Raw genomic sequence first — 14,994 nt, forward strand, 5'->3', positions numbered from 1 at the left:
GGCTTCCGCCACGCAGCCAGGGCGGATCAGGTGTTCGCGAGGGCGCGCTGGGCCTCGTGGCGGTCGGCTTCGGCCTGGAGGGTGTGGGTGGCCTCGGTGAGGCGGTCCTTGCCGATGGTGTGGCCTGCGGCGCGGATGGCTTCTTCGACGTTGCGGCGCGAGATGCGTCCGCCTCGGCCACGGGGCGCGGTGCGGCCGATGGCCAGGAGTTCGTCCATCGAGGCACTGGGCTGACGCCCCTGTGCGCTGGGCGTCGCGGCCGTGTCCGGCTTCGGCGGCGTGATCGCGGTCCTTTTCGCCACGTCGGGCGCCTTGTCTTCGCCGCCCGTGCTGGGCTCCGGCAGCGCCCGCGTAGGTGTGGCGGATGGGCGGTGGCCGGTGTGGCGGATCGCGGCCTGTGCTTCTTCGGCCCGGTTGTGGCGGTGGACGGGGTGGCGGCGGATGAGGAGGTAGAGGTGGACGACTCTGGCCAGGGCGAGCGGGGCGATGGCGGAGAGGACGCCGACGGTGACGTCGTCCAGGTGCAGGCCGTTCTCGTGCCGCGTCTGCTGGTTGAGGCGGACGGCGTGCAGGGCGTTGGCCCAGATGCTGGTGGCGGTGGCGAGCCCGACCAGTGCCCACACGTACAGGCGCGCGTACAGCGGCGCGGTGCGCAGGATGAGCAGGGCGGCGATGCCGATGGCGATGAACCCGTCGATCACCAGGGGAAAGGCGTAGGTGAGCAGTCCGCGGATGTGGATGGCGACGGCCGTCTGGCGCAGGGCGTCGTAGGAGAGCGCGAAGCCGATCGCGGCGAGCAGACCGATGCCGGCGCGGACCGCTACGGTGCCGGATATGGCGGGTGTGATGCGGATGGTGACTCCAGGGGATCGTGGCACGCCCGCCGAGCGCTCCTCGGCGGGCGTGCCTCCTCCCGATGCCTGCGGACGGGCGGGAGGGGAAGGGACGGGCAGCGTGCAAGGCACCGCAGGGCGAGTGGGCTGCGGCGCGGGCTTCCGTCCCACCCGTCGCATGCCTGGTCGGAGCAGGTACGGGTACCGGGTCGGATACGAGTGGACTCGTTGCGGCTCCGGCACCTGTCGCGGCGCTGACCTGCGATGCGACGGGTGAGACGAGTGGCTACCGGACCAGGTCCGCGCTCGGCGGGCCGCTCGCGTCGCGCCCGGCGGACTCCGGGTCCTCGGCGCAGTAGCGGGACCACGCGTCGGCGAAGCGAGCACGGGCGAAGCCCTTGGCCTGGCGTCCCTCGTCGAAGCGGTAGTTGGCGGACTTGATGCCGAAGTCCTTCAGCAGCAGACCCAAGTAGCGCGGGGTCAGCCCGTTGGGCCCGTACTCCGCCCAGGGCGCTTCGGTGTTGGTGACCAGGATCTGGAGCAGGTTCTGGGTGCGCAGCACGTCGGGGTCGCCGAAGTGGGCGAATGCCTGCCGGATGTCTTGGAGCAGGCGCATCTTGAGGTTCGACTCGTCGTCCTGTCCCTCTTCCGCCGCACACATCGCCACGCACGCCGCTCGGGCCCGCTCCGGCCAGGCGTCGCCAGCGAGTTCCGCGACGAGCACCAGCGGCTCCCAGGTATCCGCCGCCCGGTCCTTGACCGGCATCTCCGGCACCACGTTCGCCGCTGTGTCCATCTGCGGGTGCAGCCACGCGGACAGCCGGTCGCGAAGGGCGTGCAAGGCGGGGATGTCCCGGCGGGAGCGGAACTGCTCCACCCTTTCCCCGTCCTTGCGGCGCTGCATCCGGACCACCACGGCCCGGTCCATGACGGTGTCCGGAAGGTCCCCGATCCCCGCGAGGGCCGCCATGGCGAACGTTGGGAACGACTGCGGCTTGTGCTCAGGGCCGGAGATGCGCAGCGCGGGCCGGTTGCGCTGGTGCCCCGCGTTCAGCAGGCCCCGCAGTTCCTCGTTCCGCTCCGCCGCCTTGACGCTGCCGAAGATCGTGTCGGCTTCGTCCACCAAGAGGGTGGGCGGGTCGTCGCCGATGGCGCGGAAGACCACAGCGGGACTGGTGTTGACCGTGATCAGCGGCTTGTGCACCGTCTCGGTGACCACATCCAGCAGCCGTGACTTGCCGCATCGCTTGGCGGGCCCCACAACGGCCAGGCGTGGCGCGTGCTGCAACGCGGGCTGGAGATGGCTGGCCGCCACCCACAGCGTGACGGCGCTGAGTGCCTCACTGCTGGGCAGGATCACGTAGCGGGCGATGGCCGCACGCAGCTCGTCCAGGAGCGCCGCGCCTTCGTCAGGCTCCGCATCCGCCGCTGTCGCGAGCGCCTCGGCCCGCTCCGGTGCTTCGGCGACCACGTTGCTGGCCCCCTCCGGGTCCGTTTCGGCCGCCTCCTCGACGGTTTCGTGGCCCTTGGCGGAGAAGACCTCCTGCGTCGGTGTTGCGAGCGGGGGCCGTACGGCTTCGCCGGATGCGGAATGTGGGTCAGGCGTGGCAAGTTGCATGAAGCAGCTCCTCGTCTGGCGGTTGCGGGCTTGCGCGCCCTGGCCGCCGGGTTGGTTCTTCACGGGCCGTTCCGGGGTTGCTGGGGCCTCCGGCGTTGCACCGCCGGGGGCCCGTTCCCGTCTCGCGGGGGCCGGGCCATCGCGAGGGAACACGGACCGTACGTCCACCCTCGGCAATAGTCCAGCGGAACTGTGTCAGTACAACGCAGAACATGCTGCTAGGTTGCCGCCCCTTCATGCCGCCAGTCCGAGCAGATCCAGCAGATCCGCCGTCACGACCCGGTAGGCGTTGCCCAGTCGCAGAACCTTGCACGGGTACGCGCCCCGCTTCGCCAGCTCATAGCCCTTGCTCCGGCCGAGTCCCAGTGCTCGGTTGCTTGTTTCCAGGTCAACAGCTACCGGGAGGCCGAGCAGCTCCTCCCGGCTCATCCCCTGTGACTGTCCGGCGTTCGACTCTTCGCGCATGCGGTGCGCCCTTTCGGTGCAGCCCTCGGCGAACGTGACCGCCACGTCCGGCTCCAGGCGTCTCCCTTCCAGGGTGGCCAAGCTAGTGTGTCGGTATGACACAGCACGGTTTCGATGATGAAGAGGACGACGTCCCGGAGTGGATGGACCGGGTCCAGGCGACCGTGGCGGGCGAAGTCCGGCGCAGAAGGAAGGAGAGGGGGTGGAGCGCACAAGACCTGGCGGACCGGTGCGAGCAGCTCGGGCATCCCATCCCGCGCAACGTGATCGCCAACATGGAGTCCGGACGCCGGGCCGGCCTGCCGCTGGTGGACGTCATGGTCCTGGCAGCGGCCCTGGAGACGTACCCGGTCTACCTGATCTTCCCGGTCGGATACGTCGACCAGACCCAGGAGCTCCCCTTCCAGCACCTTGTGCCCACCTGGGACGCCCTGCGTCGCTTCACCGGCGAGGAGGAAGTACTCGCCCACGACGCGGGCATGGTTCCCGACTTCGAGTTCCACGCCAGTCTCGTACGCACCGCCCTGGCCGCGCTCGAAGAAGAGGAGCAGGCCCGGTTCACGGCCAAGACGGCGACCGGCCGTGCCCAGCAGGAAGAGGCCGAGCGTCGACGGACCAAGTACGCCGACCAGGCCGTCACCGCCAAGTACGAACTCCGCCGCCTCCGCGCGGAAATCCGCGACGCCGGAGCCACCCCGCCCGACCTGCCACCCGCACTCGGCGACGTCGATCAGACCGAATCCAGCACCGCTTCCGACCCCGACCAGACCCCGGAGGAACGCCGTTGAAGGGCTCCACCCACCGCCGCTGCTACTGCCGCGACCCCGAGACCGGCAAACCGCTCGGCAAGAAGTGCCCCAAGCTCACCAGCCGCAAGCACGGCACCTACTCCATACGCCAGGAACTCCCGCCTCACGAGGACGGCACCCGACGCTCCTTCAGCCGGGCAGGCTACGAGAGCCTCAAGGCGGCCCAGGCCGACCTCGACCACGTCAGGGCCCTCATCGGCCTCACCGAAGCGGACGACGCCGAGGGCCTGGACCAGATCGCCGAGCTGCTGGAGGCGGTGGCCGACCAGAAGTCCCCGTTGCCGGACATCGAGTCGACCCGGCGACGCCTCAGCCACGGCCTGGACCTGACCAGCCGTCTCACGGTCGGCGAATGGCTGGACACCTGGCTGGCGGGCAAGAAGGGGCGGCAGAGCGCGATCAGCCGCGACGAGGGCAACATCCGGGTCCATCTCAAGCCACGCATCGGACATCTGCGCCTCGACCGCCTCCGGGTCACCCACCTGTCGGAGATGTTCCAGGCCATGGCCGAGGCCAACGTCGAAATCGCTGAGGGAAACGCCGCGCGACGCAAAGCGACCGAGGAACTCGCGCAGATCCCCTGGAAGGGGCGCGAGCCCCGCGCCCGACGCAAGGTCATGAAGGCCGCCATCGCCGAGATGGAGCCCTACCGCCGCATCGTCGGTCCGGCCACCCGCCAGCGCGTCCGCTCCACGCTGCGGGCCGCGCTCAACGCCGCGATCGCGCAGCAGCTCATCACCTTCAATCCGGCCGCCCACGTCGAGTTGGAGGCGGGCAAGCGCCCCAAGGCGCTTGTGTGGACCGAGGAGCGCATCCTCCACTGGAAGCGCACCGGCGAGAGGCCCTCACCGGTGATGGTCTGGACGCCGGAGCACACCGGCCGCTTCCTCGATCACGTCGCGGAAGACCGCCTGTACGCGCTGTTCCACCTGGTCGCGTTCCGCGGACTGCGACGCGGTGAGGCGTGCGGCCAGAGGTGGACCGACACCCGGCTGGACGCCGCACTCATCACGGTCGCCAAGCAACTCGTGGTGGACGGCTGGGAGGTCTACGAGGACGACCCCAAGACCGACGCCGGAGCACGCACCATCGCGCTGGACTCCGACACGGTCGGGACGTTGCGGCGACACCGAGCACAGCAGGACAAGGACCGCGAGGAGTGGGGGAGCGCGTGGGTGGAGACCGGCAGGGTCTTCACCCGGGAGAACGGCGAGATGCTCCACCCCGCCACCATCACGCGGCGTTTCATCGAGTTGTACGAGGAGATCGGTCTCCCTCCGATCCGGCTCCACGACCTGCGCCACGGTGCCGCGACGCTCGCTCACGCGGCCGGAGCCGACCTGAAGGACATCCAGGAGATGCTCGGCCACTCCTCGATCACCATCACCTCCGACACGTACACGAGCCTGCTCCCCGAGGCAGACCTGGCGATCGCCGAGGCCGCAGCCCGGCTGGTGCCTCGTGCCCGCGCCACCTCGGAGAACGCCGCTCCCGAAGCGGAGTCCCAGCCCGATGACGGTGAGAAGCCCGGCCCGGAGTCCGTGCCGGATGGTGATGATCCGTCGGGGGAAATTTAGGAGATCAACTCTCCGTCCGCTCACGCACCGCTCACGCAAACGGCCCCGGACGAGGAGTCCGAGGCCGGATGATGCGCCTTCCTGGGCGAGAAACCCCAGGTCAGCGGCGTAATGTGCGGTGCCCCCGGCAGGATTCGAACCTGCGACACCCGCTTTAGGAGAGCGGTGCTCTATCCCCTGAGCTACGGAGGCGGGGAGGCCCCGTCGAGGAGCCCAGGACAGGTTAGCTGATCCGGCGTCGGGGTGGGGAACGAGAAAGGAGCGGGGGCCGGACGGCACGTCGGTACGGCAGTACGTCGGTACGTCCCGTCAGTAGGACAGCCCGTGCCCGAACCCGTAGAGCGTGGTGGACGGGGAGGCCAGGGCCGGGACGGTGACCGGGAGTTTGCCGCGTGGGGGCACCGTGCCGAAGAGGACGCGGGCGAGGGAGGTGAGGGCGGGCGCGCCGTAGGAGTACGTGGCGAGGTAGGCGGGGACCTCGGGGAAGCGGCGGATGTCGTACGGGTTGCGCACGGCCGCGACGATCACCGGGATGCCCGTGTCCATCAGCGCCTTCACCAGCGCCGCCTGGGCGACGCCCTTCTCCGCCCCCGCCGCGGCCGCGTTCGAGGACACCAGCACCACGTCGTGGGTACGCGCCACCGCCGCGGCCTCGTCGATCGCGGCCTGCTTCGGCACCGTGCCCGTCTCCAGGCCGGTCGCGGACTGCCCCTCGTACGCCGAGACCGCCGTCACCAGGTTCTTCACCTGCGTCGCACCCCACCCGGTGACCAGGACCGAGCGCGCGGTGGCGGGGGAGAGCGGGAGGACGCCCTCGTTCCGTACGAGGGTGACCGCGCGGTCGGTCAGGGAGGCCGCGGCGGAGAGGTGGGCCGCGCTGCCGACCGTACGGGCCGCGACGGTCTCGCTGACGAACGGCCGCGGATGCAGGCCGCGGCGCAGCTTGTGGGCGAGGATGCGCGTGACGGACGCGTCGAGCCGGGACTCCGTGACCTTGCCCGAGCGGACGGCGTCGAGGACGGCCGCACGGGCGACGTCGAGCTTCGGGGCCAGTACGAGCTGGTCGCAGCCCGCCTGGAGGGCCCTTACGGGGGCGATGTCCGGCGGGAAGTCGCCCGTCGCGCCGCCCATGTCGAGGGCGTCGGTGACGATGAGCCCTTCAAATCCCAGTTCCTCGCGCAGCAGCCCCGTGATGATCGGTTTCGACATGGTCGCCGGGACCCCGCTCGCGTCCAGGGCCGGGACGACGATGTGCGCGGACATGATCGTGTCCACGCCCTGCTTGATCGCGGCCCGGAACGGGGGCAGGTCGATGCGTTCCAGCTCCGCACGGCTGTGCGTGATCACGGGGAGGCCTGTGTGGCTGTCGGTCTCCGTGTCGCCGTGGCCGGGGAAGTGCTTGGCCGCGCTGGAGACGCCGCCCTCGTGGTAGCCCCGTACGGCCGTGGCCACCAGCGACGAGCACAGCGCGGTGTCCGACCCGAAGGAGCGCACGCCGATGATCGGGTTCTCGGGGTTGATGTTGACGTCCGCTACGGGGGCGTAGTTCTGGTTGATGCCCATGGCCGCCAGCTCCGCGCCGATGATCTCCGCGGCGCGCAGGGTCTCCTTGCGCGAACGGGTCGCCGCGAGCGCCATGTTGCCCGGGAACTGGGTCGCGGGCTCGACCATGCGGTAGACGACGCTGCCGCCCTCCTGGTCGATGGAGACGAGCAGGGGGACGCGGGCGCCGGTGCGGAGGGCGGCGCGCTGGAGCCCGTTGGAGAGCGCGGCGACCTGGCGGGGCTCGCGGACGTTGTCGGGGCCGCGCCGCGCGTCGAAGTAGATGACCCCGCCCGGCTGATACTTCGCGACGACCTCGGCGGGCGTCGCGACCCCGTACAGCGCCTGGTTCCTCGGGTGCGAGGTGTCGGCGGCCTGGCCGTAGACCTCGACCACGAAGAGCTGGCCGACCTTCTCCTCCAGCGACATCCTGCGCGTCAGGGCCCTGGCGCGGGCCTGTACGTCCGCTGAGGCCGCCGAGGCAGTCGCGGTCGCCGAGGCCGCCGCTGAGCTCTCTGACGCGCCTGTGGCGGCCGTGGACGCGCGGGCGGCACCCGTCACGCCGAAGGCCGCGGCGACTCCGGCGGCCGAGGCGAGCACCTGTCTACGGGTGGCGGACTGCTGCTGCGTCGAACGCGTCGGGCGCATCGGAGCTCCTCACAGGGCGCGGGTGGGACAAGGGCGGACACGGCTGATCGGGTGGAGCCGGGGGCTCGACGGTTCCGGTGGTCCGGACGGGCTGGACGGTCGGGGTGGTCGGGACGGGGCACAGGGATGCCCGAGGGGGGAGGGCGGGCATGTGGGGTTCGCCTTACGGGGTACGGCCCGCGGAGCCGTACCGAGTCCTACGGAGAGGCCACATCGTCGCAGCGGCCCGGGGCGGAAACCAGATGCCACACGGGACTTCATGGGTCCAGTCCACTGACGGCCCCGGGCCGCTAAGGGCTGCCCAGGGCCGTCAGTTGCTGCGCGGAGGCGCAAGAGGACGCTGGGGGCTCGGAGAGGCCCGAGGCCCAGGAGCACCGGAGGGGGCTCAGACGGAGAGGCCCGCCTTGAGCGCGGTGGTCATGCGCACGACGCGCTCCGCCTGGACGCGCGCTGCCTTGCGCGCGGTGTCGTCGACGGGGTTCTCGCCCTGCGCGTCGACGTGGGAGGTGCCGTACGGGTTGCCGTCGACGAACTTCGACGCGGCCGTGTAGCCGGGCGCGACCAGGATGCCGCCGAAGTGGTGGACGGTGTTGTAGAGGGCGAGCAGGGTCGACTCCTGGCCGCCGTGCAGCGTGGCGGAGGAGGTGAACCCGCTGTAGACCTTGTCGGCCAGCTTGCCCTCGGCCCAGAGGCCGCCCAGCTGGTCGATGAACTGCTTGAGCTGCGACGTCACGTTCCCGAAGCGCGTCGGGCTCCCGAAGATCACCGCGTCCGCCCACTCGACGTCCTCAGGGGCGGCCTCGGGGATGTCGGCGGTGGCCCGTACGTTCGCCGCCCACGCGGCGTTGGACTCGATCGCGGCCGGGGGTGCCAGCTCGGTCGCACGGCGCAGTCGCACCTCGGCCCCGGCCTGTTCCGCGGTGTTGGCGATCTCCTTGGCGAGGGCGGCGTTGGTGCCGGTCGAGGAGTAGTAGATGACGGCGACCTTGGCAGGGGCGGGAGTGGCCATGTGCGGGTGGCTCCGTTCGGGTTTGGGACAGGGGGCGGCGCAGAGACGGATGGGCGTCGGCCAGTGCCGGTGCCAGCGCTGGTGTCGGCGCCGGCGCTTGGCCGGGGGCAGTCGGACGGTGGGTTCACATGCTTATGCCCGATTCTGGACCGGAGTGGCCCACGGAGCATCCGTTGCCGGGGCGAGTGTCGCGCCGGATTCACCCGGCGGGGGCTCCATGGGCCCATGGGGGCCCTGTGGGGTCCTGCGGCGGCCTGCGGGGCCTTACGGGGGCCTGTGAACCCCCGCGTGTCCCCTGTGACGCAGGACACGTCGGAGCCCCGAAATAAACGGGGAAGCTTTCCCCGTTTGAGCCTGTGTCCCCGCAAAGCGGGGAGCCAGTCCCCGGAACGTTCCGGAAGCGGACCCCTACAGGGTTCTCCGTCTTCCGCGAGCGGACCGGAACCGGAACCAGAACTGGAACCGGGGCCAGGGAACGGCAGCAGACGGACCAGAGTCGAGGAGCCAGGCCATGGGCAGCATCGGCACCGCACCCGCGGCGAACCGCAAGCACGCGGCCCCGAAGGTGCGCGCGGACGCCACCCGTAACCGGGAGCGGATCATCTCCGCCGCCCGGGAAGCCTTCGTCATCCACGGGGCGGACGCGCCCCTGGACGAGATCGCCCGGCACGCCGGGATCGGCAACGCGACGCTCTACCGGCACTTCCCCGACCGCGACGCGCTCGTACGGGGCGTCGTACTCGCCGTGACCGACCGGATCGCCACCCGTGCGCGGGCCGCGATCCAGGAGGCGACGGCCGAGGCCGGAGGGGGCGGCGACGGTGCCGCCTTCGAGGCGGTCCGCCGCTTCGTCTTCGGTGCCGTGGAGGAGCGCGTCGGCGCGCTCTGTCCCATGCTCTCGGCCCGCTTCGACAAGGTGGACCCCGAACTCCTCGCCGCGCGTCAACGCCTGGAGGGGCTCGTCGAGGAGCTGATCGACCGCGCACAGCGTGCGGGGGAGCTGCGGCCCGATGTGGCCGTCGGAGACCTGATGGTCGCCCTCAGCCAGCTCACCAGGCCGCTGCCGGGCTCCGGCTGCGCCGAGATCGGCCGCTTCGTGGACCGTCACCTACAGCTCTTCCTCGACGGGCTGCGCGCCCCGGCGAGGTCCACGCTGCCCGGTCACGCGGCCACCCTGGAGGAGCTGCGCAAGGGCTCTTGAGACGGAACCAGGCGGAACCCGCCATGTGAACCGAACTTCCCTCCCCGTAGCGCTTCGTTTTCCCCGACCGGTTCGCCGGCAGACCGGTCCGGGGCCACTGGCTGACGCCGTCACCGCAGCCGAGCCGTACCCGCGCCGTACGCGCAAAGACGCCCGTACCCGCCACCCGTATCCGCGCCCTCCCCTTCCGTATCCGTAACCGAGGCTCTGGGCGGCCGTCCGCGGCCCGCGACCGACCGCCCGCACGACCCCGCCCGTCACTCCCTGGCGGCGACGCGCACCGTGACGCCACCCGGCGCCACGGCGCGGACCGCGCGCCATACCCGGCGCACCTGTGCCTGTGCACCTGTGTGTACCGGCGCATGTCATTTACGTGGCATTACGTCCTGTTTTCACTTACTCCGCACCGTGAGGTAGATCCACCCATGTCCGATTCCGTGAGACAGCTCGATCCGAGACGCTGGAAAGCGCTCGCCTTCATCGCCATAGCGCAGCTCATGGTCGTGCTCGACGCGACCATCGTGAACATCGCGCTGCCCTCTGCCCAGGCCGACCTCGGCATATCCGACGGCAACCGGCAGTGGGTCATCACCGCCTACGCCCTCGCCTTCGGCGGGCTCCTCCTCTTCGGCGGCAGGATCGCCGACCTGTGGGGACGCCAGCGCACCTTCGTCACCGGCCTGGTCGGCTTCGCTGCGGCCTCGGCGCTCGGCGGCGCCGCCATGAACACCGAGATACTGCTGGGCGCCCGTGCGCTCCAGGGCCTCTTCGGCGCGCTGCTCGCGCCCGCCGCGCTGTCCCTCCTCGCGGTGATGTTCACCGACGGCAAGGAGCGCGCCAAGGCGTTCGGCATCTACGGGGCCATCGCGGGCGGTGGCGGCGCCATCGGCCTGATCCTGGGCGGCGTACTGACCGAGTACCTGGACTGGCGCTGGACCTTCTACGTCAACATCCCCTTCGCCGTCATCGCGGCCGTCGGAGCCCTGCTCGTCATCAAGGAGCCCGCCGAGGCGCGCAACCGCTCCTCCCTGGACATCCCCGGAGTGGTGCTTTCGACGCTCGGCCTGGTGGCGCTGGTCTACGGGTTCACGCGCGCCGAGTCGCACGGCTGGGGCGACGGCGGCACCATCGCCATGTTCGTGTCGACGGTCGTGCTGCTGGCGGCCTTCGTCGCCGTCGAGGCGCGGGTGAAGGCCCCGCTGCTGCCCCTGCGCGTGATCACCGACCGGAACCGCGGCGGTGTCTACCTGTCGCTGGGCCTCGCGATCATCGCGATGTTCGGGCTGTTCCTCTTCCTGACGTACTACCTCCAGATCGTCAAGGGCTACTCCCCGGTGAAGACCGGGCTCGCGTTCCTCCCGATGATCGCGGGCATGATCACCGGTTCCACGCAGATCGGCGCCCGCCTGATGACGCGGGTGCAGCCGCGGCTGCTGATGGGTCCCGGCTTCGTGAGCGCGGCTCTCGGCATGCTGATCCTGACGCAGATGGAGGTCGACAGCTCGTACGCGACCCTCATCCTTCCGGCACAGTTGCTGCTCGGCCTGGGCATGGGCACGGCCTTCATGCCCGCCATGTCGCTGGCCACGCAGGGTGTGCGGCCCGCCGACGCGGGGGTGGCCTCCGCGATGGTCAACACGTCGCAGCAGGTGGGCGGCGCCATCGGTACGGCCCTGCTGAACACGATCGCGGCCAGCGCCACCACGTCCTACGCGGCGGCGCACGCGGCAGGGGCCACCACTGAGCCCGCACGCCGTCTGCTCACGCTCCAGAGCATGGTCCACGGCTACAGTTCGGCCATCTGGTGGGCCGTCGGCATCCTCCTGACCTCTGCCGTGATCGCCGTGACGTTGGTGACGACGCGCGGTGGCCAGGGCGGGAGCGCGGCAGCCACTGACGGGTCCGACGATGCCGCGCTCGGCGACGACAGCGCCGACGAGGTGGAGGCGCAGCGCATACCGGTGATGGTGCACTGAGCGTCCGCTGATGAGTGCCTGAGTGCCTGAGTGCCTGAGTGCCTGAGTGCCTGAGCGCCTGAGCGGCCTGAGCGGCCTGAGCGCGCCGAGGGCCCCGTTCCCCAGGGAACGGGGCCCTCGGCGCGCGGGTGGGGGCCGCGGCCCGGAGTTGTCGAGGACTGCTCGAGGGCTGCTTCTCGAGGGCTGCTCAGAGCCGCTTCGCGTAGTAGTGGACGTCATGGAAGCGCCCGAATTTGCGGCCCGCTCCGTCCAGCGTGCCGACGTGCTCGAAGCCGAAGCGGCGGTGGAGGCGGACGGACGCCTCGTTCGGAACCACGATCCCGGCGAACGCGCGGTGCAGATCCTGGCACTCCAGGGCCTCGAAAAGGTGCTTGTAGAGCAACGTTCCGAGACCGCGGTCACCCGCGTCGGGAGCCAGGTAGACGCTGACCTCGACAGAGGTGTCGTAAGCGGGTTTCGGGCGGAACTGGCTGCTGGTGGCATAGCCGAGCACGCGAGAGGTACCGGTCTCCAGCGCAACCATGAGGCGGTGCGGACCGTCTTCCAGATGGGAGAGCAGCCAAGGACGTCGCTCTTCCGGGGTGAACGGTTCGATGTCGAATGTGATCGGCGTCTCACGGACGTAGTGGTTGTAGATGTCTGTGAGCGCCCCTAGGTCACCCTCGACGCCCCCTCTGACCAGTACCTCCGCGACGTCCGCCACCGTGGCCTACCCCCTTCGTTGGCCGGACAGGGTACTGCATGATCGGGAAAATGATGCGCGAGTTTGGGAATTCTGTCCGGATTCCCCTCGTTGAATCCATCAGATGCAGGGCACTCGGAGAGTGTCCGAAGCAGCCACCCGGCCAGTTTTGAGTCCACTCGCAAGGGAGCACGCATGGCAACCCGTGCCGTCGCCCGTCGTCAGGCAACCGCGACCGGTGCCAATGACACGGCAAGCAGTGTTCGCGCCGCAGGCAGCGAAGTCGCGGACCGCGACCTGGTCGGCATGTATCTCGACGAGATCGCCCGCACTCCGCTGCTCGACGCGGCGAAGGAGGTAGAGCTCTCACTCGCCATCGAGGCGGGGGTGTACGCGCGTCGAATACTGGACGGGGAAGAGAAGCCCCTGACCTCGGACTCGGCGAGCGCGACAGCGTCCCGTGAAGAGCTGGAAGGCGTCGTCGCGGAGGGCGAGCGGGCGAAGGACGTCTTCATCCGCTCCAACCTCCGCCTGGTGGTGGCCGTGGCGCGGCGTTACCCGCGCAGCGGGCTGCCGCTTCTGGACCTCATCCAGGAGGGGAACGCGGGCCTGGTCCGCGCGGTCGAGAAGTTCGACTACACCAAGGGCTTCAAGTTCTCCACGTACGCGACGTGGTGGATCCGGCAGGCCATCACGCGGTCGATCGCCGACCAGTCCCGCACCATCCGGCTGCCCGTCCACCTGGTGGAGGAGCTGGGCCGTATCCGGCGCGTGCAGCGGGAGTTCAACCGCGAGCACGGCCGCGAGCCCGAGCCCGAGGAGATCGCCTCCGAGCTGAGCTCCACGCCCGAGCGCGTCACCGACGTGCTGGACTGGGCGCGCGACCCGGTCAGCCTCAACATGTCGGTGGACGACGAAGGGGAGACCCAGTTCGGCGATCTGCTGGAGGACACCTCGGCGGCCTCGCCCGAGCAGTCGGTGCTGACGCTGCTGCGCCGCGAGGAGCTGGACGATCTCATCGGCCGCCTCGACACCCGTACGGCCTCGATCATCAAGGCGCGGTACGGCATGGTCGACGGCCGCGAGCGCACCCTGACCGAGGTCGGCAAGCAGCACGGGCTGACCCGGGAGCGGATTCGCCAGATCGAGAAGCATGCCTTGCTGGAACTGAAGAAGATGGCCCACGACACGGGCTTCGACGAGGCGGCGTAACCGCGCACAACCGACGGCCGCCCTCACCGGAGACGGCGCGAAAGCCGCCGCCCACCCCCTGAACTGGGGTGTTGCAACGACCACTAGAACCCAAGCCCCCGAGGGTCGGGGCTCTCTGCTGTCCGGGGAAGGGCTGGGGGCCTCTGAGGCGGGGCGGGGCATGGCCCCGCGCTGGGGGCGAGGGGGTGCCCCTATGGGTTTCGTCAACCTGTGGGGGTGGGGTGGGGGTCGTAGAGGGTGCCGTCGCGGAGCATGGCGAAGAGGACGTCGGCTCGTCGTCTGGCGAGGCAGAGGAGGGCTTGGGTGTGGTGTTTTCCCTGGGTGATCTTCTTGTCGTAGTAGGCGCGGGAGACCGGGTCGGCCAGGGCTGCGAACGCGGAGAGGAAGAAGGCCCGTTTGAGCTGTTTGTTTCCTCGTCGGGAGGGTTGTTCGCCGCGGATGGAGGAGCCTGAGCTTCTGGTGGCCGGGGCGAGTCCTGCGTAGGCGGCGAGGTGGGCTGCGGTGGGGAAGCTGCCGACGTCGCCGATGTCGATGAGGATGCGGGCTCCGGTCCTGACGCCGATGCCCGGCATGGACGTCAGGACCTGGGAAAGAGGGTGGGCCTCCAGCAGTTCCTCGATCCGGTGGGCGAGGAGTTTGCGCTGGTCGAGGACTGCCTGGAGGGATCCGGCGAGGCTGGGGACGATCAGTGCGGCAGCGTCGGTGCCGGGGACGACGACGGTCTGTTCGTCCAGTGCGGTGAAGATGTCGGCGACCAGACGCTCGGCCATCCGCGGTGCTTTGGGGCGGATCAGGTTGACCAGTTGGCGTCGTCCGGCCTTGCGGAGGAGGGCCGGGGAGCCGAACTGGTCGAGGAGCTTGAGCACGGCCGGGTGCTGTATGCGTGGTCCCAGGACCCGTTCCAGGGGAGGGATGGATCTGGGTGAGCAGGCCCCGCAGGCGGTTGCTGACGCGGGTGGCTTCGCCTGCCAGGTCGTCGTCGAAGCCCACGATCATCTCCAGTTCGGCGACCGCTTGATCGGAAAGCTCGATGGTCCGCAGCGTGTGCGGCATCGAGCGGGCGGTATCGGCGATGATGAACGCGTCCCTCGCGTCGGTCTTGGCCTCGCCGGGGTAGAGATCGGCGATCCGCCGCATCGCGAGTCCGGGCAGGTAGGCCACCGGGCAGTCCATGTCGCGGGCGACGGCCAGGGGCAGGGCGCCGATGGATGCCGGCTGGTCGACCACCACCAGCACGGTCTTGTGTTTGGCCTGGAGTTTCGCGAAGACCTCGCGGAGCTTGGGTTCGCTGTTGGGCAGGCGCTTGTCGAAGGCTTTCTTCCCGGCCGGGGTGACGGCGGTGGCGTGGTGTTCGCCCTTGCCGACGTCCAGGCCGAGGAAGGCACCGATGTCGCTGACGTCGATCACACGCTTCCTCCGGTC

Annotated in this window: 11 protein-coding genes, 1 tRNA gene and 1 pseudogene; 5 read left to right on the forward strand and 8 right to left on the reverse strand. The window is 70.2% G+C overall.

Annotated elements, in window-relative coordinates; genetic code table 11:
• Positions 1-26: 26 nt before the first annotated feature.
• The 3 genes from ACYVOO_RS38485 to ACYVOO_RS38495 all read right to left on the reverse strand — a co-directional run bounded on the left by ACYVOO_RS38485 (position 27) and on the right by ACYVOO_RS38495 (position 2,916).
• A complete protein-coding gene (locus tag ACYVOO_RS38485) occupies positions 27-878 on the reverse strand; it encodes a DUF2637 domain-containing protein (protein WP_461020363.1) in 852 nt (283 codons plus the stop codon).
• A 241-nt stretch (positions 879-1,119) separates the two neighbouring features.
• A complete protein-coding gene (locus ACYVOO_RS38490; RefSeq protein ID WP_461020364.1) occupies positions 1,120-2,451 on the reverse strand; it encodes a DUF3631 domain-containing protein in 1,332 nt (443 codons plus the stop codon).
• Positions 2,452-2,685: 234 nt separating this feature from the next.
• A complete protein-coding gene (locus ACYVOO_RS38495) occupies positions 2,686-2,916 on the reverse strand; it encodes a hypothetical protein (protein WP_461020409.1) in 231 nt (76 codons plus the stop codon).
• Between the two features lie 95 nt (positions 2,917-3,011).
• On the opposite strand from ACYVOO_RS38495, the gene ACYVOO_RS38500 reads away from it, so the two are divergent.
• Positions 3,012-3,704, forward strand: coding sequence for a helix-turn-helix domain-containing protein (locus tag ACYVOO_RS38500; RefSeq protein ID WP_461020365.1), 693 nt, complete (start codon positions 3,012-3,014; stop codon positions 3,702-3,704).
• Positions 3,701-5,302 carry a site-specific integrase gene (locus tag ACYVOO_RS38505; RefSeq protein WP_461020366.1) on the forward strand — a complete coding sequence of 534 codons (1,602 nt, stop codon included), beginning with the start codon at positions 3,701-3,703 and terminating at the stop codon, positions 5,300-5,302. The genes ACYVOO_RS38500 and ACYVOO_RS38505 overlap by 4 nt, the downstream gene beginning before the upstream one ends.
• A 119-nt stretch (positions 5,303-5,421) precedes the next feature.
• Here the strand turns inward: ACYVOO_RS38505 and ACYVOO_RS38510 are convergent.
• The 3 genes from ACYVOO_RS38510 to wrbA form a co-directional block, all read right to left on the reverse strand.
• Positions 5,422-5,494 (reverse strand) — tRNA-Arg (locus tag ACYVOO_RS38510).
• Positions 5,495-5,611: 117 nt separating this feature from the next.
• Entirely contained in the window at positions 5,612-7,492 is a 1,881-nt protein-coding gene (locus tag ACYVOO_RS38515; protein ID WP_461020367.1) for a glycoside hydrolase family 3 protein, read from the reverse strand.
• A gap of 385 nt (positions 7,493-7,877) precedes the next feature.
• Positions 7,878-8,501 (reverse strand): NAD(P)H:quinone oxidoreductase, encoded by a 624-nt coding sequence (wrbA, locus tag ACYVOO_RS38520; protein WP_461020368.1) that lies wholly within the window; start codon positions 8,499-8,501, stop codon positions 7,878-7,880.
• Between the two features lie 511 nt (positions 8,502-9,012).
• Between wrbA and ACYVOO_RS38525 the strand changes: the two genes are divergently transcribed.
• The gene (locus ACYVOO_RS38525; protein WP_461020369.1) at positions 9,013-9,702 is read left to right on the forward strand and encodes a TetR/AcrR family transcriptional regulator; all 690 of its coding nucleotides are present in this window, start codon (positions 9,013-9,015) and stop codon (positions 9,700-9,702) included.
• A gap of 425 nt (positions 9,703-10,127) precedes the next feature.
• Positions 10,128-11,678 (forward strand): MFS transporter, encoded by a 1,551-nt coding sequence (locus ACYVOO_RS38530; RefSeq protein WP_461020370.1) that lies wholly within the window; start codon positions 10,128-10,130, stop codon positions 11,676-11,678.
• Between the two features lie 187 nt (positions 11,679-11,865).
• On the opposite strand, the gene ACYVOO_RS38535 is transcribed toward ACYVOO_RS38530, so the two are convergent.
• Entirely contained in the window at positions 11,866-12,381 is a 516-nt protein-coding gene (locus ACYVOO_RS38535; protein WP_461020371.1) for a GNAT family N-acetyltransferase, read from the reverse strand.
• 174 nt (positions 12,382-12,555) lie between these two features.
• Here ACYVOO_RS38535 and ACYVOO_RS38540 point away from each other — a divergent pair, with 174 nt between their 5' ends.
• The gene (locus ACYVOO_RS38540) at positions 12,556-13,572 is read left to right on the forward strand and encodes a sigma-70 family RNA polymerase sigma factor (protein WP_461020372.1); all 1,017 of its coding nucleotides are present in this window, start codon (positions 12,556-12,558) and stop codon (positions 13,570-13,572) included.
• Positions 13,573-13,775: 203 nt separating this feature from the next.
• Here ACYVOO_RS38540 and ACYVOO_RS38545 read toward each other — a convergent pair.
• Positions 13,776-14,979: pseudogene (locus ACYVOO_RS38545) on the reverse strand (IS110 family RNA-guided transposase).
• Between the last annotated feature and the right edge of the window lie 15 nt (positions 14,980-14,994).

It is taken from the genome of Streptomyces daliensis, assembly GCF_054782395.1.